This is a genomic window from Chitinophaga pinensis (assembly GCF_007896845.1).
Taxonomy (GTDB): domain Bacteria; phylum Bacteroidota; class Bacteroidia; order Chitinophagales; family Chitinophagaceae; genus Chitinophaga; species Chitinophaga pinensis_C.
Map to the genome: position 1 here is coordinate 256,345 of NZ_VOHS01000002.1, position 25,440 is coordinate 281,784.

Genomic DNA, 25,440 nt, shown 5'->3' on the forward strand with positions numbered 1-25,440 from the left:
AGGTAGTTTCTTATTTCAGCAGGAAGCCTATCACGAATAAAACTACCATTCCAATTACCATAGCAAAAATGTAGAAGCCTACCTGGCCGCTCTGCAGCAGTCTTACCTGCTGGCTGCCCCAGTGTACGCCACGACCTACACCATTCACCAGACGGTCAATACCTGATTTCTCTATTGCCTCTTCAAAGAAACGGCTCAGCATCATCAGGGGTTTCACTATGATCGCATCGTATAACTCATCCACGTACCATTTGTTTTCCAGTACTTTGGCAATACCGGTACGAGGTTCTCCATTATCTTCATAATTGCGGTACCAGCTGCGTGCAAAGAAGATCGTGATGATCACCAGTACGGAACTCAGTGCCATTAATAACCACTCAGTATTGTGTGTCAGGTGCTCGTGCTCATGTATGAAAGGCGCTGAAGGCGCAAATACAGGAGCCAGATACTCTTTCAGGATACTGTGGGTACCGAATACTTCCGGTAAACCAACATAACCACCTACTACGGATAATACCGCCAGAATGATCAGCGGAATAGTGATAGCCGCAGGACTTTCGTGCAGGTGATGTTCCTGTTCGTGTGTACCACGGAATTTTCCACAGAAGGTGATGTAGTATAAGCGGAACATATAGAAAGCGGTCATCAGTGCAGTGAGGAGCGCGATACCATACATTATCTTATTGGATATGAAAGTTTCAGCAAGGATTTCGTCTTTAGAGAAGAAACCTGACAGGCCCGGGATACCAGCGATAGCCAGACAACCGATCAGGAAGGTGATGTGCGTAACCGGCATATACTTTTTCAGTCCGCCCATCTTATTAATGTTCTGTTCTCCGCCCATTGCGTGGATCACGGAACCGGAACCGAGGAACAATAACGCTTTAAAAAATGCGTGTGTCATTACGTGGAACACCGCAGTGGTGTAAGCACCTACGCCAAGTGCGAGGAACATATAACCCAGCTGGCTCACAGTAGAGTAAGCAAGCACTTTCTTGATATCATCCTGTTTCAGAGCGATAGTTGCTGCCAGTACAGCGGTAGCCAGACCAATGATCGCTACGATTGTCTGAATGCATGGCGCAAGAGTATATAAAATGTTGCTGCGTGCGATCATATAGATACCGGCTGTTACCATCGTAGCAGCGTGGATCAGGGCAGATACCGGAGTAGGACCCGCCATCGCGTCAGGTAACCAGGTGTATAAAGGCAGCTGAGCTGATTTACCGGCAGCACCTACAAACAGCAGGATAGCGATAGCCGGAATCACTTTACTACCTTCTCCCAGTGCCGCAGCTTTTTCAAATACTTCGGGGAAGGAAACACTACCAAAGTGTACGATCATTGTGAAGATACCGAGCAGGAAACCGAGGTCACCGATACGGTTCATGATGAACGCTTTCTTGGCAGCATTGTTATAATTGGTATTCTTGAACCAGAAGCCTATCAGGAGGTAAGAGCAAAGCCCTACACCTTCCCATCCGATGAACATCATCACATAGTTGGCACCCAGTACGAGAATCAGCATGGAGAAAACGAACAGGTTCAGGTAAGCGAAGTAACGCGCAAAACCCTCACTGCTTTCATCATGCATATAAGAGGTAGAATAAATGTGGATCAATGAACCGACACCGGTAATGATCAGCAGGAATAAAGCGCTCAGCTGGTCTACCTGGAATGCGAAAGGAATATGCAGACTACCTGCAGAAATAAAATCAAACAACGGCACTACCTGCGCCTGAAATCCCGGGGCTTTCACTTCCAGGAAAATCAGTAAGCTAATCACAAAGGCAGCTAATACAGCTCCGCTTCCTACTATACCCGCCAGTGATTTGGAGAGGTATCTTCTTCCCAATCCATTCACCAGGAATCCTAATAATGGTAAAAATGGTACCAGCCAAACTAGATGTATCATCTATTCAAATACTAATTACGATTTACAATTACGATTCAAGCTGTTAGTTCTTAGTTCTTCAGCCTGTTCATGATATTAATATCCACCGACTGTGAATTCCTGTACACCATCACGATAATGGCCAGACCTGCAGCAACTTCCGCCGCGGCAACCACCATGATAAAGAATACAAAGATCTGTGCGCCGCCGGCATCCACACGACCTGCATCTGCCCACATCTTAGAGAAGGCTACGAGCAGCAGGTTAACTGCATTCAGCATCAATTCCACGCACATGAAAATAATAATGGCATTTCTGCGCATCAGCACACCCATCACCCCGATACAAAAGAGTGCAATGCTTAAGAAAATGTAATATTGAACAGGCATCTTTAAAGAATTACAAATTGATCAATGACGATTAACAGTTGTTGTGGTTTACGCTTCCCTTTTACCGATTACAACGGCGCCTACCATTGCACTCAGGAACAGGATGCTACTTACTTCAAATGGAACTACGTATTGACTGAATAAAGTTTTACCAAGGTTGGAGATCAATCCGATATCGGTTGATCCGGGCTGCAGAGGAGTTACGTCAGCTTCACGGAGAGCACCCAGCAATACCAGCAGGAGTGCACCGCCACTGATAGCGCCCGCATATTTCAGCCAGTTACGCTTCTGTGGTTCTATTTCTGCGTTCAGGTTCATCAACATGATCACAAAGAGGAACAATACCATGATAGCACCCGCATATACTATGATATGTACCACCGCAAGGAACTGTGCATTCAGCATAATGTAATGCCCGGCGATAGTGAAAAAGGTAACGATCAGGCAAAGAACACTGGTAACGGGGTTCTTACTCAATATCACGCCCAGAGCGGATATAATAGAGATGATTGAAAGTACCCCGAAAACGATTTGTTGTAAGCTCATTCCCATTGCTAAATGACTATTATATTTTTTTGCTAAGACTGTCTTTAATTATGCTTTTTTCTTTTCTGCAGGAGTTGGTATTAACAGATCCTGTTTACCATAGATGAAACCTTCGCGTTTGTAGTTAGCAGGTGCGAATGTTTCTGTCAGATAGATCGCATCTTTCGGACAAGCCTCTTCACAAAAACCACAGAAAATGCAACGCAGCATGTTGATCTCATAACGGGCTGCATATTTCTCTTCACGATACAGATGCTCTTCTCCCGCTTTTCTTTCAGCTGCCTCCATGGTAATAGCCTCCGCAGGGCAAGCTACCGCACACAGACCACACGCAGTACAGTTCTCACGTCCTTCCGCATCTCTATTCAGGATGTGCAGACCACGGAACACAGGACTGAACTCACGTTTTTGCTCCGGATATTTCACCGTTTCTTTCCTTTTCCAGATATGCTTGAAGGTGATGATCATCCCCTTTATAATATTCCACAAATAGATACTCTCAATGAAAGTCATCGGTTTGCGGTCTACCTGTTTTGCCCTACTTGTTAAAGCTTGCATATTGCTATTATAATAAGTCGTTAATTAATGTGTACTGCGATACAGTACGATCGCACCTGTGATCAACATATTAGCCAGTGCCAGCGGAATCATGATATTCCAGCCTAAACGCATCAGCTGATCGTAACGGAATCTCGGAATGGTCCAGCGTACCCACATGAAGAAGAACAGGAAACAGATGATCTTGATGAACAATGCCGCCGTTCCCAGAATGGTCACCAGATTGGGCGCAAGTCCCAGACTATCCATACCCGGGAAGGAATAACCTCCGAAGTACAGGCTGGACATCAGCGCAGAACTGATGAACATGTTGATGTATTCCGCGAACAGATAAAAACCCAGTTTCATGGAAGAGTACTCCAGGTGATAACCACCATTCAGTTCACTCTCCGCTTCTGCAAGGTCAAATGGTGTACGGTTACATTCTGCAAATGAACATACCAGAAATATCAGGAAACCCAGTGGCTGATACAATACGTTCCAACCATCGTGGCGTTGCTGCTCAACGATTTCTTTCAGACTTAAAGTACCTGTCATCATCAGCAGTGCGATCAGTGACAAGCCCATTGCCAGCTCATAGGAGATGATCTGGGAAGCCGCACGGATAGATGCGAGAAGAGAATATTTGTTGTTGGAAGCCCATCCACCCAGCATGATACCGTATACACCTAAACTCACTACTCCGAAAATATACAGGATACCGATGTTCACATCCGCTATCTGTAGCGAAACAGTGTGACCGGCGATGGTCAGTGTATCTCCCCACGGAATTACGGCGCTGGTCATACAGGCTACGATCATAGCCAGAGACGGACCAAGAATAAACAGGAAACGATTGGAATTGCCAGGGATGATCTCTTCTTTAAAGAACAGTTTACCACCATCCGCCAGCGGCTGGAGCAGACCCATAAAACCAGCCCTGTTCGGGCCGATCCTGTCCTGAATAATACCAGCTACTTTTCTTTCACCCCATGTAGAATACATAGCCACTACCAGTGATATCGCCAATACGCCGGATATCAGCACTATCTTTTCAAGGATAAAGAACCAGTCTATAGTCATCAAATACGAATTATCGATTACGAATTACGAATGAATCATTACTTATTAAAGTCGTCGGAGTGTGCCGGACCATTGATCTGTGACAGGTCGATGGTAGGCTTATTCACTTCGCTGATATTATGGATATCCAGCAGCAGTTTCGGCTGACGGCCATCCAGTACATCTACCAGAGTATCTTTCGGCTTGTGTACACCTACATAGTGACCCTGAGAGATTACGCTCTGACGCTCTATTTTACGTGGGCCTTCGATCACCCAGTCTTTCACTTCTTTTTTATCGAAACGGCAGGTATCACAGATCCACTCTTCTACTTCACCATATTTGTCTTTACGGGCGGTTACGCGGAACACCTCGTCGCCACGCATCCAGAGGGCTACTTTACCGCAGCACTTAGGATCATTACATTCACGGTGTGCATCTACCGGTTTCAGGAACCATACACGGTTTTTGAAACGGAAGGTTTTATCAGTCAGTGCACCTACCGGACAAACATCGATCACGTTACCGATGAAGTTGTTGTCCAGAGACTGTTGAATATAAGTACCGATTTCAGCAGCTTCACCACGACCCAGCACGCCATGTTCACGCTTTTCAGTCAGCTGATCAGCGGTGAACACACAACGGTAGCAAAGGATGCAACGGGTCATGTGTAACTGTATCTTATCGCCGATATCGATTTTATCGAATGTACGGCGCTTGAATTCATAGCGGGTGCTGTCTGCGCCATGCTCATAGCTCAGGTCCTGCAGGTGACATTCACCGGCCTGATCGCACACAGGGCAATCCAGCGGGTGGTTCAGCAGCAGGAATTCTACCACACCTTTACGTGCTTCCAGCACTTCAGGAGAGGTGATATTCGCCACTTCCATACCATCCATTACAGTGGTACGGCAGCTGGCTACCAGTTTAGGCATAGGACGGGGATCAGCATCTGACCCTTTGGATACTTTCACCAGACAGGTACGGCATTTACCACCGCTACCTTTCAGTTTGGAGTAGTAGCACATTGCGGGCGGCACGATGTCTCCACCAATTTGACGGGCAGCATTCAGAATAGTAGTGCCCGGCTCCACTTCCACGGAGATATTATCGATCTTAACCTTAAAGAGTTTCTTTTCTTCAGCCATTTTGCATCGCTTAAATTGATTCTTATACAGCAGCAGGAGCAGCTATTTCCAGTGGATCTGCATAGTGAGCCAGTCCGTAATTCCGTTTGGTTGCTTCTTCAGGATGCAGCACATGCCATTCAAACTCATCACGGAAATGACGGATAGCAGCAGCTACCGGCCAGGCAGCAGCATCGCCTAACGGACAGATGGTGTTACCTTCTATTTTACGCTGGATATCCCACAGCAGGTCTATATCACTCATTTTACCCTTACCGTTCTCGATGTTCAGCAGTACGCGTTTCATCCAACCGGTACCTTCACGGCAGGGACTGCACTGTCCGCAGCTCTCGTGATGATAGAAGCGGGCAAACGTGAGGGTATTTTTCACAATACACTGGTCTTCGTCCAGTACGATGAAACCACCGGAACCTAACATAGTACCGGTTGCAAAGCCACCGTCAGCCAGACTTTCGTAAGTCATCATACGCGGCTCACCTTTAGCTGTTTTCAGCAGCAGGTTAGCTGGCAGGATAGGTACGGAAGAACCACCCGGGATACAGGCCTTGAGGCGTTTGCCATTGGCAATACCGCCACAGTATTCATCAGAATAAATAAATTCCTCTACGGAAATGTTCATTTCTATTTCATAAACCCCCGGTTTGTTAATGTTACCACAGGCAGAAATGAGCTTGGTACCGGTAGATTTACCTGTACCGTATTTCGCATATTCTTCACCACCGATGCGCAGGATAGGCACTACGGTAGCCAGTGTTTCTACGTTATTCACAACCGTCGGACAATCCCACAGACCTTTTACAGCCGGGAATGGTGGTTTGATACGTGGGTTACCACGTTTACCTTCCAGTGACTCGATCAGGGCAGTTTCCTCACCACAGATATAAGCACCGGCACCGCGTTGTACATATATTTCGAGATCGAAGCCGGTACCCTGAATATTTTTACCCAGCCAGCCGTTCTTTTTAGCGTCAGCGATTGCTTCTTCCAGAATATCCGGAATCCAGGCGTATTCGCCACGGATATAGATATAGCAGGAATTACAACCCAGTGTATAACTGGAGATGAGCAGACCTTCTATGAGCAGGTGAGGGATAAACTCCATCAGGTAACGGTCTTTGAACGTACCCGGTTCAGATTCGTCCGCATTACATACCAGATAACGGGGAACACCCTCTGGTTTTGCAATGAAGCTCCATTTCATACCGGTAGGGAAACCGGCGCCACCACGACCTCTCAGTCCACTTTTCTTTACTTCCTCCAGCACCTGTTCAGGGCTCATGCTTTTGAGCGCCTTTTCAGCCGATCCGTAACCTCCGTTGGCACGGTATACATCGTAATACCGGATACCTTCTATGTGCGCTTTGTCAAAAAGTAGTTTGCGTCCCATCTTACTTTTTATGATTGTAGACCGGCGTACCGGTCATTCAAAGTTTTAGTTTGCTTTACTCCTGCATTCCTCAATGATTGCATCTACCTTTTCAGGGGTCAGGTGCTCACGGTAGTGTTTACCCAGCTGCATCATCGGAGCATATCCGCAGGCGCCCAGGCACTCTACTGTTTTGAGGGTGAACAGTCCATCTTTTGTAGTTTGACCTACACCGATGTCCAGTTTCTTTTTAATATAGTCAACGATGTTATCTGAACCACGCAGCATGCATGGGCCTGTCTGGCATACTTCGAATACGTACTTGCCTACAGGCTGCAGGTTAAACATCGAGTAAAAGGTAGCCACCTCGTACACTTCGATCGACGTGATCTGCAGCAGGGAAGCCACGTAATCCATGGTCTCCGAACTAAGCCATCCGCCAGATACTTCCTGTGCCAGATGCAGCACCGGAATCAGGGCACTCTTCTGTTTCCCTGCAGGGTAACGGGCGATGATCTCTTTTACTTTATTCAGCTTCTCTTCAGAAAACATAACTATGAAAGAAAAAATTAAAAATTAAGCATCCAGTTCACCTGCGATCAGATTCAGGCTACTCATACAGATAACGGCATCACTCAGCATAGCGCCTTTGATCAGTTCTCCGTAAGCCTGGTAGTATATGAAACATGGGCGGCGGAAGTGCAGCCTGTATGGGCTACGGCCACCATCACTGATAAGATAGAATCCTAACTCACCATTAGCGCCTTCTACCGGATTATATAATTCACCCGGCAGGATATCAGATTCACCCATGATAATTTTGAAGTGGTAGATGAGCGCTTCCATTTTGGTATATACTGCGCTCTTTTCCGGCAGGTAGTATGCAGGTACATCTGCGTGGTATACATCTGACGGCAGCTCTTTCACTTTATCCATCGCCTGACGGATAATGCTCAGGCTCTCCCACATTTCGGCGTTACGCACCAGAAAACGGTCGTAGCAGTCGCCGGTAGTACCTACAGGTATAGTAAATTCAAAATCTTCGTAAGAGCAATAAGGTTGTGCCACACGTACGTCATAGTCTACACCTGCAGCACGCAGGTTTGGACCGGTGAAGCCGTAGTTCATGGCTCTTTCAGCACTGATAGGACCTACTCCCTGCGTTCTTTCCATGAAGATACGGTTACGGTTCATCATGGTTTCGAACTCCTTCAGGGCTACCGGATATTCTTTCAGGAAACGTTCTATTTTCTCGAAAGCAGCAGGTGTGAAGTTTCTCTCAAAACCGCCTACACGACCGATATTGGTAGTAAGACGGGAACCACATATTTCCTCATAGATCTCATATACCAGTTCACGGTATTTCATGAGGTAAAGGAAACCGGTAAAGGCGCCGCTATCCACACCTACCACACCGTTACAGATCAGGTGGTCAGTGATACGGGCCAGTTCCATGATGATAATACGGAGGTAGTCTACACGCTTAGGCGTCTGAATGCCCAGCAGTTTTTCTACCGTCATATGCCATCCCATGTTATTAATAGGCGACGAACAATAGTTCAGACGGTCTGTTAAAGGAGTGATCTGGTAATAAGGACGGCGTTCAGCGATCTTCTCAAATGCGCGGTGGATATAACCTACCGTTGATTCCGAACTCACAATACGCTCACCGTCAATTTCCAATATATTCTGGAATACCCCGTGTGTAGCGGGGTGCGTAGGTCCCAGGTTAAGGGTTTGTGTCTGCCTCTCAATAGAGCCTTCCGGCAGTGTGATATGTTGCTCTGACATGTTCAAACGAATAAATTATTAAATGCCAATATGCCCACCGCGGCCGAACATTTCGTCGTCCTTATCGGTACGGGTCTGATCTTCCAGCGGAAATTCCTTACGCATGGGGAAATATGTCATTTCGTCCACGTTCAGGATACGTTTCAGGTTAGGATGCCCAACGAAGTTCACCCCAAAGAAGTCGTATGTTTCCCTTTCCATCCAGTTGGCTGATTCAAACAGCCGGGTAGCTGTGAATACGCGGGTATCCTCAATGCTGGTGTACACTTTCATACGCAGTCTTACCCGCTCTTTAAAATTGTACAGGTGATATACTACTGCAAGTTCCTCGCCCGTCCTGTTAGGATAATGTACGGCAGTGAGGTCCGTTAAAAAACGAAATTGCAGCTCCTCTTCATCGTACAGGAACTGCATTACTTTCAGGTTCAGGTCTTTGGGTGCCGTAAATGACATTGTCCCAAAGGATTCTTCCACCTGGCTGATTGATTCACCAAACTTTTCTGCTAACCTTTGCTTTATATAGTCGTTTGTCAAAGACATTACGATTTCAGATTTTCGATTTCAGATTTGACTAGTCGTAGAATTGACCTATCTATTGAATAGCTCCTGGTTGAATTACTGGATACCGTAAGAGTTCAGTAATTCCTTGTATTTATCGCTATGACGGCGACGCAGGCTTTCCTGACCTACCAGATCCTGTACGCGCATGAAGCCATCGATAATTGCTTCAGGACGCGGAGGACAACCTGGTACGTATACGTCTACCGGAATTACCTGATCGATACCCTGTAATACAGAATAAGTGTCAAATACACCACCGCTGCTCGCACAAGCACCTACAGCCACTACCCAACGAGGTTCAGCCATCTGCAGGTATACCTGACGTAATACAGGTGCCATCTTTTTAGAGATTGTACCCATTACCATCAACAGATCACACTGGCGTGGAGTAAAGGCCATTCTTTCAGAGCCAAAACGGGACATATCGTAGGTAGATGCCATAGTCGCCATGAATTCGATACCACAGCAGGAGGTAGCGAATGGCAGCGGCCAGATGGAATTCTTACGAGCCAGACCAATTACCTGGTCAAAAGTCGTAGCAAAAAAACCTTCACCGGAGTACCCCTCGGGTACTGCTACAGTCTTCACCTTTTCATTATACTGAACCGGACGTGCCATACCATGTCAGATTTAAAATTTCCAAAATCAGATTTGACCTAAACGCACACAGGACTGCCAGCCATCGGCAATCTTCTCTGCAATAATTATATAAAAATCAGTCTTCCCACTTCAACGCACCCTTCTTAAGGATGTAGATGAAACCGCATAAAAAGAACGCTACGAAAAGTAACATAGCCATGAAACCGTCCCATCCTAAACCCCTGAAATTCACCGCATAAGGATAAAAGAAAATCACTTCCACGTCAAAAAGCACGAATAGAATGGCGGTAAGAAAGTATTTAATGGCTACTGGCTGACGTGCATTCCCTTTTTGTTCGATACCACTTTCAAAGGTAGCAAGTTTGTCGCTTGTTTTACGCTTTGGACCTAAAAAGTGAGTTGCGATCATTGTAACGCCTACAAAGCCGAGTGCAGCCAAGAGCTGCATCACAATTGGAAAGTAACTGAAAGGAGTAGTCGCTGACAATAGTACTGTGTCTGTAAACATAAGCTTCCCTGTATAAAATAATTCTCCGAATGAGCAAAAATAGGCTAACTAATGCAAAAATCAAATCTTATGAAGGATTAAAATATTATCTTTTTTCGCCAACCGGCAATAAAAAAGCCTTCTGTCCGTAGACAGAAGGCTTTTTTTTATACGTTCTGAGTAATTATTTCTTGTTACCCTGAGCTGGTTTTGCAGCTGCTGCTTTGTTCTTGTTATCCATGTTTTCCTGGATAGCCTTTACAGTTGCATTGCCTGGATCGATAGCTGTTACTTTATCCATCCAGATCTTCATATTCGCCTGATCATCTTTGTTGTAGTAGTAGATCATCATGTACTGATAAGGGAACATCAGCTGAGCTGGTTTCATCTTCTCATCACCTTTGATCTCAAAGAATTTCTGGAAATATGGTACTGCAGCACCGTCTTTTGCTTCCGGATCTTTCGCCATGTTAGCACGGCCTCTCCAGTAGATACCTAACGCTTCGTTGTTAGGGTATTTAGCAGCGAAAGCGCCCCATGTTGAATCTGCTGCATCGTACTGACGTGCATAGATTTCCATGGTACCTTTGAAGAACATATCCTGTACTTTACCGGTATTCTGCTCATCAGTGAAATCATTCACCAGTCTGCCATACCATTCAGCTGAACGTTTGAAATCGTGCATAGATTTGAAGTTCTCTGCAACTGTTCTGTATTTTTCAGCGTCTTTGGCAGTATCAGCCAGTGCATATTTCTCCATGTACAGACCAGCCAGTGAATCGTTCACAGCTTCCTGTGCAGAATCTGTAACGTGTTGCTGATAGATAGCGCTCAACAGTTTGTAGTCGTTCGCTTCCAGTTTGCTGTCACCTACAGTTTTTACGTACTCTTCGATTACCTGTCTGCCGGTAGCAGTATCACCTTTCTGCAGATAAGCATCTGTCAGCAGGCGAACGAATTTACCTTTGTTAGTTTCATTTGTCTGTGGCAGTACACCTTTTGCTTTGTTGATAGCTGCGTCATAGTCCTTTCTGTAGAAAGAGATCGCTGCCAGGTTGTACTCGTTTTCCACTTTACCAGCACCTTCACCTACTGCTGCCATATATTTCTCCAGATATTTCGCTGCGTTTTCCAGAGAAAGCTGCGCTTTGGTTGGAGTAATATAGAACTGATACAGTTCGAAATAAGCAGGAGCATAGTTAGGATCCATGTTGGTAGCCTTAGTCCAGTCGTTTACCGCATCCTGTAACAGTTTTGCGTTGTAGTTTACCAGACCTTGTTTCATTACCGCTTCTGCGTTGTTCTGATCCAGTTCCAGTGCTTTATCGTAGGAAGTGATGGCTTTACCACCATTTTCACCACCCAGGTAACGATAAGCATCACCTAATTCGATATAATCGGCAGCAATTGGATTGTAGATCTGTTTTTTCTTACGGCCTTCATTGTTCAGCAGTTTTTCCATTACTGACAATGCATAACCACGGTCGCCACCTTTGATTTCGCTGCTGGCATCAGCGATAGCACGTGCTACATCGCCATCACGGCCTTCAGTTGCTGTGCTGGCTGCATCAAATTTCTGTTTTGCAGCAGCTGCATCACCTTTCTTCAGGTCAAGACGACCCATACCTACCTGCAGGAGCGAAGAAGTCGGTACAGCCTGCAGCCCTTTTGTAAAAGTAGCAGCGGCACCGGCGTCATCATGCATTCCTAACTGTGCAATACCCAGATAATAATATGCTTTGTCTTCTGTAGGTTTAGCTGCAATAACTTTTTCCAGCGTCTGCTTGGCTGTTTCATACTTGCCATAATACAGGTCTTTCAATCCATCTTCCACAGATTGAGCCATTGCGCCGTTCGCGACGCACAGCATTGCAACAATTAAACTTTTCCGTCTGTTCATGAGCAATCCGGTTTTAAATTTTAGTTGTGTTAGTTTTTTTACCTAATGTTCGCTTCCCTGAATACCACGTTCAACCTCGCAGGGAACAGTCTGAATTTTGAAATGATCATCTGTCCTTCATAACTCCCCAGGAAAGTGGCGAACCCTGATCCTAATCCTCCATATGGTTCTTTCAGACAAAAGAATAAACCACGTTTGAGGGGATAGGAGCCAAGAGCGATGTATGCCTGATATGGTTTTACAAATTCTGAACCATAATCTGCTCTCACCTTTACCACCGTCACTTTATTTGTAAACTCTATAGAGGCAGAGTCATTCGGATCGGAGATCCAGCTCACCCCTACTACGCCAATCGCATTTTTCAGTTTTGCCACATAATCAATCACTTCAGGATTAGTTTTCGCAGCCATCACACCAGACGGCAACGGTTTCCCCTTGTTGATTGAATCGAGGACATATCTTACCGTGCTTGAATTCTGATTATCGAAAACTATCTGACGTTTCTGCGTGGAATCAGTTCCGTCCATAATTTTCCGCACCTGGTCCATCGTGAGGATGGTATCCGGATTACTGTGATTAGTAATCAGTGCAACTCCGTCCCATGCTAATAACATGCTCTGTGGAGCAATCTTCTTTTCTTTTATATAGCCAGTCTCTTTTTCATTAAAATCTCTGGTTACAAAGATCAGCCTTGAACTGTCATTCAACAGGTCCTTGAAGCAATCTGCCTCAGGTTTGTATTCAGCAATGATATGCGCTTTCTTATACAAAGATTCGAAAACTTTGATCTCTGCTTCCATCAATGGACGATAGGTTTCATCCACGCTTATTCTGATGGTACCTGAAGTTGGCGTATCCCGCTCTTCCCCGGACGTGTTGGCCTGTCCGCAAGAGGCCAGTAAAGCTGTCGCTGCTAACAGGATAGTTGCTATCCGGCCATGCCTGATTAATCTGGTAAACATATGTTCGTCTCTTATTTAACCCTTTTGATGAAATAGATACCTTACTCCTCTATATACACGGAAAAGGCCATACGCAATTAGTACACCGCCCAAAATATTCAGTACAGTTTGAGAAATTTGAAATTCACCCAGGCCGTATTTCTGCGCAAATATTGCATACAGTCCAAAGAGTACAAAAAATATACCCCTGATTAATTCCCCGAGCGAACGATAATTTACCTCAGTCCGCGTGTTTCCAGATCTTTCTTGTTGCATTAGCATTGTTAGCGAATTACAAGTATACAAAAAAATATTTCCAAATAAATACCTGTTCTTTTAGAAGATTGTTAAAAAAATCCGATTGCATGCCAGAACTTATATTGGCAAACCAGCCACTGCGGCTGGTTTTATAAACGTCGGGCATACACACATTTTTTCATATTCAATCTACATCTAATTACTTAAGAACTTGTTAAAGGCATGTTAAATACGCCTCCTCTCCCAGCTATGTCGTACATTATCACAAGAATACATACGCATAAAAAAGAAAGTATGGTATTATTCATTCTTACTATATAGATGCAAAAAGCACAAAATTCCATAAGAAACATTTTGGGGAATTTTAAGCGGATAAAGGCTAACACACGATATTTCAAGATTCAGATCTCCCGATAAAATAATGTTAAAATCTTGTAGGTTTGCGGAAATTATGAAAATATTGATGGTATGCCTGGGCAATATTTGCCGTTCGCCCCTGGCAGAAGGTATTTTAAGGCACCTTGCCGTTCAGCAGGGACTGAACTGGGAAGTAGATTCAGCCGGTACAGGCAACTGGCACGTGGGTGATCCGCCGGACCACCGCTCCGTAAAAGTAGCCCGGCGCCATGGTATCGACATATCCGGCCTGCGCGGGCGTCAGTTCCAGACCACTGATTTTGACGAATTTGACCGCATCTTTGCAATGGACCTGAATAATTACAGAGATATCATTCTGAAGGCCAATACCGAAGACGACAAGGCAAAAGTGCAACTGCTGCTCGATGATCAGCAACCGGTACCCGATCCATGGTACGATGATGCCCTGTTCGAACCGGTATACAAAATGATATATGAAGCCTGCGAAAAGATCGTTGCAGGAAAAAAATAATTACTCAAAGCATAACTGACTAATAATGATAAAACCCAGTATACCAAAAGGTACCCGCGACTTCGGACCTGTTGTAGTAAGAAAGCGGCAATACATTTTCCAGACCATCCGCGAAACATTCGAACTGTTTGGTTTCCAGCCATTGGAAACACCAACGATGGAGAATATGGATACGCTTACTGGTAAATACGGTGAAGAAGGTGATAAACTGATATTCAAAATCCTTGATAACGGCGATATCCTCGGACGCGCCCAACAGGCAAAAGACAGCCGCGAACTTGGTATCCTGCTGTGCGAAAAAGCGCTGCGTTACGACCTCACTATTCCCTTTGCGAGATATGTGGTGATGAATCAACATGAACTGGCACTGCCTTTCAAACGTTACCAGATGCAGCCAGTATGGCGTGCTGACAGACCTCAGAAAGGACGCTACCGTGAATTTTATCAATGTGACGCCGATGTCGTAGGTAGCAACTCCCTGCTCAATGAAATCGAATTACTCCTGATATATGATACCGTTTTCACCAAACTCGGTATGGAAGGATATGAAGTACGCATTAACAACCGTAAAATATTAAGCGCCCTCGCAGAAGTAGTAGGTCAGCCTGCACTCCTGACAGATATCACTGTCGCTATCGACAAACTGGATAAGATTGGCATGGACGGTGTTAAGAAAGAATTGCAGGAACGTGGTCTGGCTGATGAAGAAATTGCAAAAATCGAGTCATTCCTCAATATCAGCGGCTCCAATGAAGAAAAACTGCAACAGCTGAGTGTATTGTTCAAAGACGCTCCTACCGGTCAGAAAGGTATTGAAGAACTGTCTTACGTATTGCACACACAACCAGATGCGTTCAAAACAACACCTATCCTCGACGTTACACTGGCACGTGGTCTGAACTACTACACCGGTATGATCGTAGAAGTAAAAGCACCTGCCTCCGTTAAAATGGGTAGCATCGGTGGTGGTGGCCGCTATGATGACCTTACAGGTCTGTTTGGCCTGCCAGGCCTCTCCGGTGTTGGTATCTCCTTCGGTGTAGATCGTATCTATGATGTACTGGAAGAACTCCAGTTATTCCCGGCTACCGCACAACAAGGTACACAGGTGTTATTCATCAACCTCGATCAGGCAACCGCAGGCACTGCATTCAAGCTGTTAATGCAACTGCGTGCAAAAGGTGTTTCATCTGAACTTTTCCACGAACCATCTAAAATGGATAAACAGATGAAATACGCGAATAAGCGTAACATTCCTTATGTGATCATTATGGGTGAAAGTGAAGTGAAAGAAGGATTGGTGAGTATCAAGAATATGGTGACAGGGCAACAGGAAAAAATAGCAATGACTGAACTCGCAAATTATCAGTTCTGATCTGCATGAGATAAATGTAAAAGGCGGATGTGCATATTGCACATCCGCCTTTTTTAATTTAAAGATTATTATTGTTTTGCTTACGCCACATTGCTTCCAGCTTATCAGCCATTTTATTTCCTTCCTCTACAAGTCTGGGAATAGTCACCTTTCCAGTTGCAATTATTTTTCCAACTCTGTCAAGGATTTCTGATTCGGACATTGTCTTCATCTCTTCATCCGTGACCAATAATTCTTTTGGGATGTCTAATATTCTCATAATACTAATTTAATCTTTTTTCAATGATGATTCCCTTATAGTCCCTGCCTTTTTTATAGGGTTCTGTCGGACTATCTTCTTCAATTCCGTCAGTACCATAAAATGAAAACTGCTGGTTGAACACTTCATAGTGTTTATTGACAAAATTTCGATAAATACTGATCCTTCGATGTGCTTTACGACACCTATTAGTATCACAATGCCTTGTGCAACTTTTTTACAGTTTTCAATAAACTCAGGACCGCTATCGCTTCCCTGAACGATCAATACACCATCCTTATATACGCCAAACAATCTGGGAATTGTACTTAATACGGTGTTAAAAACCCGATACTGGTCTTCATTATCCGAGATGGCATCATCAGATATCTTACCCGTTTTAATGTCAATATCAACCAGACCAATATTAAATAATGGCCGGTTATTAAATTGCCTGACATAATTATAAAACACGATCTTGGTAATGTCTTTTTTCCCCTTGCTGACAAAAGAATAAAATAGCGCTTTTTCTTCGGGAATACTTTCTCCCCGCACGCTATAAACGTCCTGTGAATGATTCATTAAAATGGTTGGATTAAGATTAACAAATGAAGCCCCCTGCCGCATCCTGCAGCATGACTTTCAGATCAATGGTTCTGGCTAAAATGGTTGGTTAACAATTATACATTCTCCTAAAAGAGAACAATCATAGATATGGTTTTATGGATTAACAATGTGCAAAAAACACGTAGAACTAATATAAACAAAAAATGGCTGCCTCATTACAAGGCAGCCACTTAAAATAAATATACTTACTAACTATTTATTCTTCTTAAATGCATCCAATCCGCATTTCAGCCAGTTCGCATACTCGCCTGCATCTGGTGTATAACCTACAGGTTTGGTGAGCAGCTTCTCATCCGGACTAATCAACACATAATAAGGCTGAGAGTTATTCACAAAATTCTCAGTCTGCATCGTTGCATATTTATCACCGATAGATTTGATCTCTTTCTTACGGCCGGTATTAGTCGTGAAAAGGAACTGCTGATCTTCCGGTAATAATTTCCTGTCATCAACATACAATGATACCAGAATATAATCTTCTTCTATCAGCGTCTTCACTTTCTCATCAGGCCATACATTCTCTTCCATCTTACGACAGTTCACACATGCCCATCCGGTGAAGTCAATCAAAATCGGTTTATGCTGCTCTTTCGCCAGTTTCAATGCTGCCTCATAGTCATTCACTACGTTTGCTTCCACTCCTTTTGCCGCATTTTTATAAATACTGTAGCTCAATGGTGGCGGGAAACCACTGATCAGCTGACGGTTTGCATATTTTGTGTTGGTCACGCCCGGCAACAGATAAATGGTCATCGCGAGGAAGATCGCCGCCAGTATCCAACGGGTTGGGCTGATCTTCTTCAATGGTGAATCGTGTGGGAAACGGATCTTACCCAACAGGTATAATACGATCAGGAATCCACAGATAATCCATACTGCGAAGAACACCTCACGTTTCACCAGTCCCCAGTGTGTTACCAGGTCAGCATTTGATAAGAACTTGATCGCCATCGCAATCTCGATGAAACCCAGTACGACCTTTACAGAAGTCAACCAGCCACCGGATTTTGGCAGTGATTTCAGCAGATTCGGGAACATCGCGAACAGTGCAAATGGCAGTGCCAGTGCAAATCCGAAGCCACCCATACCGACTGTCAGCTGCATAGCACCTCCGTCGGTAGACAGAGAACCTGCCAGCAATGAACCCAGAATAGGACCCGTACAGGAGAAAGATACCAATGCCAGTGTCAGCGCCATGAAGAAGATACCGATGATACCTCCTACACTTGTTTTTGCATCCACTTTGCTGGCCAGTCCACTTGGTAAAGTGATTTCAAAATATCCAAAGAACGAAATGGCAAACACAATGAAGATCACAAAGAAGATCAGGTTTAACCATACGTTGGTGGAAATGTTATTCAGAATTTCAGGGTCCAGCGTATCCAGAAAGTGGAACGGCAGACTCAGTAACACATAAATCAGGAAGATGAAGAAACCATAAATAGTGGCGTTCAGCACACCGGTTTTCTTATCCTGTGATTTCTTGGTAAAGAAAGATACTGTCAATGGAATCATCGGGAATACGCAAGGCGTCAGCAATGCGATAAAACCTCCGACCATACCCAGTATGAACAATCCCCACAGACTCTTTGCCTCCTGATCAGCACCACCACAATTACTCAGCGGATTCGCCATATCGATTGCAGCACGCTTCAGCGTTTGTCCGGCAACAGCTGATTCCTGTAATCCGGCAGCCACATTCACGATATTACCGGAAGCATCCACATTAAAACGGAATTTTACTTCCTCCGGTCCTACTACTTCATCTCCTTTCAATGCCATGTAATTCACAGCACCTTCCAGTTTTGTCGCCGGTCCGTTCAGTTTTACCGCTACATCCAGTGTAACCTGACCTTCGAAATATTTGATTTCAAGATTGTCAAATAATGCTTCGGGCGCTTTCTTCAGCGTGCCCTGCTCCGTAATACCAGTAATGGTTGCAATACTGTCCACCACTACACGGGTATTAGGTTCATCATCTTTCATGGTAGTGGAAAACAACTTCCAATCTTTCTCTACAGTACCCTTCAGATGTAAAATATATTCCTTGTCGGCCTTCTTCTCCGCGGTGTATTCCCATTTTGCTACAGATGCCTGTGCAGTGGTGTCTTGTGCTTTTACGGCAAATACAGAGGTGATAAGGATAAGGAACGTCAGCAAATGCTTCATATAACTAATAGGCTTTAAAGACTTTCAACCATTCCAAACAGTAAACGAGCTCCTTGGGGAACTCGTTTACAATTCACTCAAACAGACGGTTGATGCCATCATGTATCGTAATTTCTTTATTTTCCTCCTACGCTGATTGCGAATTCCACTTCTTTTGGTGGCAGACACTGGTGATCATCACACACCATGAACTCTACACTACCTTTTACTTTAGTGGCAGCCTTACCCTTAACGGTCACTTTCTGTACGAAATCAACCTGGTTTTCATAGTATTTCAGTTCGGAATCGAAGTTCTTGTCAAATGCCTTGTGCAGTTTGCCCACTTCACGGATCTTGCCTACCGGTGTTACAAGCGGATTTTTAGTCAGCTTGAAGGAAGTAGGAACAGGACCTTCGCCAGCCTCCTGTGCGTACAGGTGCCAGTTGCTTTCTACTGTAGCTGTCATGTGCAGTTCATAGGTAGTTGCGTCGATTTTCTTAGCGGTAAAATCCCATTTTACCGGGTTTTCTATCTGCGCACTCGCCAGCATCGGCAGGGCAAACAGAATAACTGCTGTCAGTAATTTTCTCATACTTAGATTTTTTTTAACTGGTTGGTTGGCTTGATTTCAAAAAAATTGAGAGTGCTTTTCACTCGTAAATCAGTTATTATTGATAAGGCTCTGGAAAATGAGCTGTCCATCCGTATTACCCAGTATAGTACTGGTTGCTCTCTCCGGATGTGGCATCAGACCAAATACGTTACGCTCCTTATTACAAATACCGGCGATATTGCGCATCGCACCATTCGGATTGGCGTCCTCCACAACATTACCAAATTCATCACAATAACGGAACAATACCTGGTTATTGGCAAACAGACTTTCCAGCGTGGCGTCGTCAGCATAGTAGCGGCCTTCGCCATGTGCTACAGGTATCTTTAATGCGCGGCCCGCAACATCTTTCGTCAGGGATGCTGATGTATTATCACTTTTCAGGTATACATTCTTACATACAAACTGCTGATGTCCGTTCTGCAATAAAGCGCCCGGCAACAATCCCGCTTCACAAAGAATCTGGAAACCATTACACACACCTATCACACGACCACCTTTTCCGGCAAATTCTATCACGCTTTGCATCATCGGACTAAAACGCGCGATTGCACCACAACGCAGATAGTCGCCATAAGAAAAACCGCCCGGCAGCACAATACAGTCTGTTGTACTGAACTGGCTGAGGTCAGAATCTTTATGCCATAACTCTATCACTTCCTGCCCAAGGTCTTTGCGCAGGGCATCGATCACATCGTGATCGCAGTTAGAGCCCGGAAAGGTGACAACCCCAAATTTCATGTTAATTTATTGAAAGTTACGGTCCTAAATATTAATCTATCCTGTATCCGGCAATTAATAGCTGTTGAACCATTGATCGAAATTACCGGAAAGGCACAAAATTACTACGCCGTCCGCACATTTCCATAGCCGCTCGTCCGGTTTTAACAACTCATCAGCATTACAGCTAGTTTCTGCTGAAGTACTGCATCACGATTACATAGGCCAAAGTCAGTATGTGGACAATATTGGCAACAGTGTTATTAACAATAGACCAGTACGCATTTGCGACAAACAAAGAAAGTGGCAGAATGGCCAGTATCCAGTAAGCCGGGGAAAAATGCACATTGAAGAAAGGAATCAATATGGCAATAAATACATATACCGCCATCACACTCCAGATCTTACGTCCCTGAATCAGCATCTTTTTAAGGGTACGCTGCAATAACAGCCAACCCACAGCAAAGAAGAACAGGCTTATCGCCATGGCTCCCCATACCTTATAATGACCAATCACAGGTACCTCCAGACCAATTCGTGGAATACGGGCAAATAAAGCCCACTGGTCCGTCAGGAATAAATAAGTACCCAGCAGATATATCGGACAGATCAGCCCCAGTAATGCAATAATCCATTCCGCCAGACGGAAAGGACGCATGATCAGAAGACTTAACCATAAGAGAAGACAAAAATGGTAGCAGGGAAATAAAACAAACCACATACCCCCAGAGCAAACCCGATGTTAAATACCACATCTCTGGCCGAAGTACGGGTATATAACAGTGTAATACTGGAAATTACCCACAACATCACCAGATTTACCAGCAAACCCGGAGAAAACACATTCCACCCCTGATATAAAGAGGTAAAAAGCATATATGCCATCGCCGGCAGATAGTTAGTTTTGGCAAAAAGTCGCTGGTGATTGACAATCTTAGTCACCAGCAAGGCCTGCAGTAATAATAACAGCACTGCTAACGAAGTAAAAAGGAAAGGATTTTTACCAAATACCATCCCCATCCATTTTACAAGCAGGTCATATAACAGCCCTTCATTCCCATCTGCCAGATAAGAGGACGGATGGATCAGGTAATAGAATTTTACCAGGATTGTATACATCAACAGCAACACTACCGTAAGGGGGTTGCCTGAGCGGAAAAACTTTACCACAATATGATTTCTCTTTTCAACTTTTGTAAGCGTTCCAAAGGTATTTTAAAGCAGGAGAAAATCAAAATATTATGAAATCCATGCATAGTTATCCCCTTTTCGCTCATTTTCTTTAAAAAGACCTCCAATATCTCCCCCTACTTAATCAAGTAAATCTACCCCTCATTTGCCAGCTCTCCCACGTGATGAAGCATAGATTCGTCGTATATACTCCCTATATAAACCATGTCAACACCTGCTTTTGAGCAAATAGGGGGCATTCAGGACAAGCCCATATTTTATTGCTTATATAATAGTCTTCCTATAGTCATCCTTCGTTAATCCTTCGTTCAAAACGTAGCATTAACGAAGGATGACTATAGGAAGACTATTATATAACCCTACATAAATCATCAGCCTGATCATCAAAAACAGTATCAGGGTTGCCCCGTCCCGCTCGTTGTCTCCTCTTCCGGAGTCACTACGTCAATCTTGTCAATCAACAGCCTATCCCCCTGAATGACAAAATCGATCCGGAGGGTATACACAATCGTGACATCAATAGACGCCCCGTTTTCTGTTTCTACGTAATTGCTGAACGTTGCCTGACTGAAATTGGAAACATCTTCCTCATACTCCTGATTCAGCAGAATCAGATCGGCATCAAAGCCATAAGGCGTTTCTGTACGCACACTATCCTGACGGATCCTGCTGTCACAGAGGTGGAAATACTCGTTTTTGTCTTCGACATAATCGTGGGTGAAAATCCCTGCTTCAGATAATATATGCAGGTAGGCAGCCGTACTGTCAAAATTGACCTTGTATAACCCGGTGTCTTCTATACCGGAATTATCCACCAGCTGAATGTCAACCAGCCCATCCACATGACTGGTATACCAGTCAAAAAAGTCCCTGACCTTTCCTTCCAATACCTGCTGATTCACACTGGGACTGACGGTACCCTTGAAGTAAGCTTTGGCTGAAGGCGCCTCCTGATAATGACAGCCCGTAAGACTGCATAAACTGATAATGAAAGCTGTGCATAGCAGGACAAGGCATAGTTGTCTGTTCATGATAAGATATGAGATATGGTATATAGCTTATTTACCGGAAAGACGTTTCCGTATACGGCTTAATGATGGCCCCTGAATACCCAGGTAAGAGGCGATATGATATAACGGAACACTGTTAAATATACCGGGATGCCGCTCCAACATCTGCTGATAACGCTGTTCAGGCGTTTTAAACATCATATCCTCTGTGTGGTCCATCACTTCATTAAACGCAAGTTCTGCTATAAATCTGCCAAAACGTTCCCACTGATGCGATTCGGAATATAACCTGTTCAGGTCATCGATATGGATATACAGAATAGACGAATCTACTAAAGATTCTGTGTAATAGTTACAGGGCGTCTGCGTCAGAAAGCTTTTATAAGACGTTACGAATTGCTTTTCACTGAAAAAAAGCAGGTTTTTCTCTTCTCCCGTCTCTATGTTGACATGGTATGTTCTGAATACACCACTGATAATAAATCCAAGGTGCTTACATACATTCTTATACTCATTGTAAAACTCTCCCTTCTTATACTCTCTCAGCTGCCAGTCAGGTAAAGACATAGCGAACTCCTTTGCGGGCATCCCCGCAAAGGAGCTAAGTGTCTTTTCCAGCAATTCCAGTTCTGTCATTGTTCCTATTCCTTTTCCGATGCCTCCCGGACATTCAGTCCTATCCGGGAAAAGCTCTTTTCGTCTGTTATCTGAATCCTGTTTTCTTTAAACCATTTGATAAAATCATCCCACTGCTGCTTGTGATCACCCACCCACTCACTCAACACATCTTCATCTCCCTGACCCAATACCCAGTAGTTATAAGCCTCAAAGTGACCGGCATCTTTTACCTTTTTCTGAAAGTCAAATAAGACAACATTATAAGTGGTGTCATATCCTGCTGCAATATACTGATCAAGGAACTTTGTACGTATGCGGTGTAATGATGCCACACTGATCGCTTTTTCTCCTATCACCGCAAGCGCAAGCGTCTTCTCATAGATCGTGTTACCATAGGAAAGTCCGCCAATGGAGGACAATAACATCATTGCCAGATCGGTCTCTCCTTTCTTTTTCTTCGAAGGGTCATACCGCAGTTCGATATTATTACTGGCAAAACTCACAGAAGCAGCCGTATCCGACTCAAATTTTATCTCTCCTTTATACGTGTAGTATAACAATTTACTGATTTCCTCTGTACGCTTAGACCCTCTTTCCAGATTCATAAAGATCTCTCCATAGATCATTCCCCACACCTCATTCTTCGAATCCAGAAAGTATTTTGCAGCCCGGTAATAGTTGGATGAATGCATCGGTGCATTCTTAATGCCGTCTTCAAAAAATTTCAGTCCGGCATCATTATTACCTTTTTTTAATTCCATCACCCCTCTTTCCACATACAATGCACCCTCTTTCGGAAACTTCTTCAGGCCCTCATCATATGTATCAATCGCCTTTTCCGGTTTCCCCATATCATCCTGTACATTCCCCATCATCGCGTATACTCTTCCGTTGGCAGCATTCTGTTTAACCAGATATTTCAGATCCTTCAATGCCCCGTTAAAATCTTTCTGCTGATATTTAGCCAGCGCCAGCTCATAAACAATGTCCATTTGAGCAGGATCAAGTTTACGCGCTTCATCCAGCAATGTGATAGATTCAGCCAGTTTACCATTGTCCATTAATTCAACCGCCTCTTTCATTTTGGCGATCGCCTGTTCCTGATTGCTGCTCTGAGCCGATACAACCGTAAACGAAAAGGATGCTACGATCAGGGGTAATAATTTGCGCATAACAATATAGGTATTGAGATTGTCCCTTAAAAAAAATTATAATTTAAAGATAATTCATTCCTGTTCAACTATACACTTTTTACTACTTTCCCACTGACATACTTATTGTTACGGATAATAAAACGGTAAGGCAATAAAGCATCCGCACCGGCATAATCTACGCCGATCCGGGGTGTGGCAATAATATCTTTGGCAACGGGTACAAAACCGTCTGAGGCCACGTAGAAATCATCTTCCAGCAAAGATTCCCCCGTATGCGCCAATGTAATGCCCAATGCTTTAGAGACATTACCCGGCCCTCTGGTCAGCGTAAAATCTGCCACTTTCTTCCCTGTACGACGTAGCATCACAGGTACACCTGTAATGGGTTCTGCTCCGCGTATCAGAATAGCATGAGGTATATCTGTCTCGTCGGTAACAATGTTAAATAGCTGGTGAATGCCATAGCATAGATAGACATAAGCAGTACCGGCCTCCCGGTACATAATTTCCGTGCGCGCTGTACGCCTGCCGCCGTATGCATGGGAAGCCTTATCCGTTACACCGGCATAAGCTTCCGTTTCAACAATACGGGCAGCAGTCAGCTCTCCGTTGAAGCTGGTAACAATGATCTTTCCCAGCAATTCACGGGCAATCGTCAATACATCAGGACGATTATAAAAATCGGATGTTAATTTCTGATAAGCGATGGTATGCAAGTTCAGTTTGTCCCTTTCCGTTAAACAACTCTCAAACGGGGCTCCAACAGCGTGTAAATCTGACCTAACACTGGCACAAATGCATCAAAATCAAAATCTTCCCTGAAAGAATCCGTATCCGAAGACCACAGGAAGAGATCTGCACAGATTTCCATGTATTCGTTTACAATCGGACTGTCCAGCAGTGTTAACAACTCCGTGGAATTCTCCTGTACAGCATAATCCCTTACTACGCCCAATGCGCCATAAATCTCATACAGCAAAGGATCATCATCCGCCTCAAGGTGCTCCGATTTCAACGAAAAGAAGTCAACGCCTGTATAAGCGGTATCTGTTTCATTAATATCTTTTCCCCAGGCCTGCAGATTCGGCGTGTCAAAGGTGACAACACCCGCTTCTATCCCCTTTCTCAGTGAAGGAAGGTCGGCATACAGGCAAATCTTGCCATCCGCATCAGTCAATAACCGGGTGGTCTCATTGTCTGACAGGTCAGCACCGGACACGGTATAATAAGTCTCGTCGTTATACACTACCTGCAATAAATACTTCTTGTATTTCTCAGAGGCGGCATCATAAAATTCTTCCATGTGAACGCTTGTTATTCTTCTAAGGTACTAAAATAAAAAAACCGCCCCATATAACATGAGACGGTCTTTTTCA

Annotated in this window: 28 protein-coding genes; 2 read left to right on the forward strand and 26 right to left on the reverse strand. The window is 44.3% G+C overall.

Annotated features, from left to right (window positions below):
• Positions 1-10: 10 nt before the first annotated feature.
• The 14 genes from nuoL to FEF09_RS03055 all read right to left on the reverse strand — a co-directional run bounded on the left by nuoL (position 11) and on the right by FEF09_RS03055 (position 13,243).
• Entirely contained in the window at positions 11-1,915 is a 1,905-nt protein-coding gene (gene nuoL, locus FEF09_RS02990; RefSeq protein WP_146303619.1) for an NADH-quinone oxidoreductase subunit L, read from the reverse strand.
• 50 nt (positions 1,916-1,965) lie between these two features.
• Positions 1,966-2,283: an NADH-quinone oxidoreductase subunit NuoK gene (gene nuoK, locus FEF09_RS02995; RefSeq protein WP_012794573.1), complete on the reverse strand. Its 318-nt coding sequence runs from the start codon at positions 2,281-2,283 to the stop codon at positions 1,966-1,968.
• A gap of 48 nt (positions 2,284-2,331) precedes the next feature.
• Positions 2,332-2,829, reverse strand: a complete 498-nt coding sequence (locus tag FEF09_RS03000) for an NADH-quinone oxidoreductase subunit J (protein ID WP_089811756.1) — start codon at positions 2,827-2,829, stop codon at positions 2,332-2,334.
• Between the two features lie 48 nt (positions 2,830-2,877).
• Positions 2,878-3,387, reverse strand: a complete 510-nt coding sequence (gene nuoI, locus FEF09_RS03005) for an NADH-quinone oxidoreductase subunit NuoI (RefSeq protein WP_012794575.1) — start codon at positions 3,385-3,387, stop codon at positions 2,878-2,880.
• 24 nt (positions 3,388-3,411) lie between these two features.
• Complete coding sequence (gene nuoH, locus FEF09_RS03010) at positions 3,412-4,449, reverse strand: NADH-quinone oxidoreductase subunit NuoH (protein ID WP_012794576.1); 1,038 nt, start codon at positions 4,447-4,449, stop codon at positions 3,412-3,414.
• 38 nt (positions 4,450-4,487) lie between these two features.
• Positions 4,488-5,576: a 2Fe-2S iron-sulfur cluster-binding protein gene (locus tag FEF09_RS03015; protein WP_146303621.1), complete on the reverse strand. Its 1,089-nt coding sequence runs from the start codon at positions 5,574-5,576 to the stop codon at positions 4,488-4,490.
• Between the two features lie 22 nt (positions 5,577-5,598).
• A complete protein-coding gene (gene nuoF, locus FEF09_RS03020) occupies positions 5,599-6,963 on the reverse strand; it encodes an NADH-quinone oxidoreductase subunit NuoF (RefSeq protein WP_146303623.1) in 1,365 nt (454 codons plus the stop codon).
• A 45-nt stretch (positions 6,964-7,008) separates the two neighbouring features.
• A complete protein-coding gene (nuoE, locus tag FEF09_RS03025; RefSeq protein ID WP_146303625.1) occupies positions 7,009-7,494 on the reverse strand; it encodes an NADH-quinone oxidoreductase subunit NuoE in 486 nt (161 codons plus the stop codon).
• A 24-nt stretch (positions 7,495-7,518) separates the two neighbouring features.
• The gene (locus FEF09_RS03030; RefSeq protein WP_146303627.1) at positions 7,519-8,733 is read right to left on the reverse strand and encodes an NADH-quinone oxidoreductase subunit D; all 1,215 of its coding nucleotides are present in this window, start codon (positions 8,731-8,733) and stop codon (positions 7,519-7,521) included.
• Between the two features lie 18 nt (positions 8,734-8,751).
• The gene (locus tag FEF09_RS03035) at positions 8,752-9,186 is read right to left on the reverse strand and encodes an NADH-quinone oxidoreductase subunit C (RefSeq protein WP_261387307.1); all 435 of its coding nucleotides are present in this window, start codon (positions 9,184-9,186) and stop codon (positions 8,752-8,754) included.
• A 162-nt stretch (positions 9,187-9,348) separates the two neighbouring features.
• Entirely contained in the window at positions 9,349-9,912 is a 564-nt protein-coding gene (locus tag FEF09_RS03040) for an NADH-quinone oxidoreductase subunit B (RefSeq protein ID WP_146303631.1), read from the reverse strand.
• Positions 9,913-10,009: 97 nt separating this feature from the next.
• Complete coding sequence (locus FEF09_RS03045) at positions 10,010-10,402, reverse strand: NADH-quinone oxidoreductase subunit A (RefSeq protein WP_089811761.1); 393 nt, start codon at positions 10,400-10,402, stop codon at positions 10,010-10,012.
• Positions 10,403-10,565: 163 nt separating this feature from the next.
• Positions 10,566-12,281 carry a tetratricopeptide repeat protein gene (locus FEF09_RS03050; protein ID WP_146303633.1) on the reverse strand — a complete coding sequence of 572 codons (1,716 nt, stop codon included), beginning with the start codon at positions 12,279-12,281 and terminating at the stop codon, positions 10,566-10,568.
• 38 nt (positions 12,282-12,319) lie between these two features.
• Positions 12,320-13,243 carry a substrate-binding domain-containing protein gene (locus tag FEF09_RS03055; protein ID WP_146303635.1) on the reverse strand — a complete coding sequence of 308 codons (924 nt, stop codon included), beginning with the start codon at positions 13,241-13,243 and terminating at the stop codon, positions 12,320-12,322.
• Between the two features lie 688 nt (positions 13,244-13,931).
• On the opposite strand from FEF09_RS03055, the gene FEF09_RS03060 reads away from it, so the two are divergent.
• Both FEF09_RS03060 and hisS read left to right on the forward strand, forming a co-directional pair.
• Positions 13,932-14,369 carry a low molecular weight protein-tyrosine-phosphatase gene (locus tag FEF09_RS03060; protein ID WP_146303637.1) on the forward strand — a complete coding sequence of 146 codons (438 nt, stop codon included), beginning with the start codon at positions 13,932-13,934 and terminating at the stop codon, positions 14,367-14,369.
• A gap of 25 nt (positions 14,370-14,394) precedes the next feature.
• Positions 14,395-15,744, forward strand: a complete 1,350-nt coding sequence (gene hisS, locus FEF09_RS03065) for a histidine--tRNA ligase (protein WP_186774176.1) — start codon at positions 14,395-14,397, stop codon at positions 15,742-15,744.
• 58 nt (positions 15,745-15,802) lie between these two features.
• Here the strand turns inward: hisS and FEF09_RS03070 are convergent, their stop codons facing one another.
• The 12 genes from FEF09_RS03070 to FEF09_RS03125 form a co-directional block, all read right to left on the reverse strand.
• Positions 15,803-16,003, reverse strand: a complete 201-nt coding sequence (locus FEF09_RS03070; protein ID WP_146303640.1) for a hypothetical protein — start codon at positions 16,001-16,003, stop codon at positions 15,803-15,805.
• Positions 16,004-16,012: 9 nt separating this feature from the next.
• Entirely contained in the window at positions 16,013-16,564 is a 552-nt protein-coding gene (locus FEF09_RS03075; protein WP_146303642.1) for a DUF6934 family protein, read from the reverse strand.
• 237 nt (positions 16,565-16,801) lie between these two features.
• Positions 16,802-18,778 (reverse strand): protein-disulfide reductase DsbD family protein, encoded by a 1,977-nt coding sequence (locus tag FEF09_RS03080; RefSeq protein WP_146303644.1) that lies wholly within the window; start codon positions 18,776-18,778, stop codon positions 16,802-16,804.
• A gap of 116 nt (positions 18,779-18,894) precedes the next feature.
• Complete coding sequence (locus tag FEF09_RS03085; RefSeq protein WP_012794594.1) at positions 18,895-19,350, reverse strand: protein-disulfide reductase DsbD domain-containing protein; 456 nt, start codon at positions 19,348-19,350, stop codon at positions 18,895-18,897.
• A gap of 69 nt (positions 19,351-19,419) precedes the next feature.
• A complete protein-coding gene (purQ, locus tag FEF09_RS03090) occupies positions 19,420-20,112 on the reverse strand; it encodes a phosphoribosylformylglycinamidine synthase subunit PurQ (RefSeq protein WP_146303646.1) in 693 nt (230 codons plus the stop codon).
• Between the two features lie 166 nt (positions 20,113-20,278).
• Positions 20,279-20,749, reverse strand: coding sequence for a hypothetical protein (locus FEF09_RS03095; RefSeq protein ID WP_146303648.1), 471 nt, complete (start codon positions 20,747-20,749; stop codon positions 20,279-20,281).
• A gap of 11 nt (positions 20,750-20,760) precedes the next feature.
• Positions 20,761-21,261 (reverse strand): hypothetical protein, encoded by a 501-nt coding sequence (locus FEF09_RS03100; RefSeq protein ID WP_146303650.1) that lies wholly within the window; start codon positions 21,259-21,261, stop codon positions 20,761-20,763.
• Between the two features lie 416 nt (positions 21,262-21,677).
• On the reverse strand, positions 21,678-22,313 hold the full coding sequence (locus tag FEF09_RS03105) for a hypothetical protein (protein ID WP_146303651.1): 636 nt from the start codon (positions 22,311-22,313) through the stop codon (positions 21,678-21,680).
• 27 nt (positions 22,314-22,340) lie between these two features.
• Complete coding sequence (locus FEF09_RS03110) at positions 22,341-22,928, reverse strand: Crp/Fnr family transcriptional regulator (protein ID WP_146303653.1); 588 nt, start codon at positions 22,926-22,928, stop codon at positions 22,341-22,343.
• A 5-nt stretch (positions 22,929-22,933) separates the two neighbouring features.
• Positions 22,934-24,082, reverse strand: coding sequence for a tetratricopeptide repeat protein (locus FEF09_RS03115; protein WP_146303655.1), 1,149 nt, complete (start codon positions 24,080-24,082; stop codon positions 22,934-22,936).
• A gap of 68 nt (positions 24,083-24,150) precedes the next feature.
• Entirely contained in the window at positions 24,151-24,780 is a 630-nt protein-coding gene (locus FEF09_RS03120; RefSeq protein ID WP_146303657.1) for a DNA-3-methyladenine glycosylase, read from the reverse strand.
• 20 nt (positions 24,781-24,800) lie between these two features.
• Entirely contained in the window at positions 24,801-25,367 is a 567-nt protein-coding gene (locus FEF09_RS03125; RefSeq protein WP_146303658.1) for a hypothetical protein, read from the reverse strand.
• Positions 25,368-25,440 lie beyond the last annotated feature (73 nt).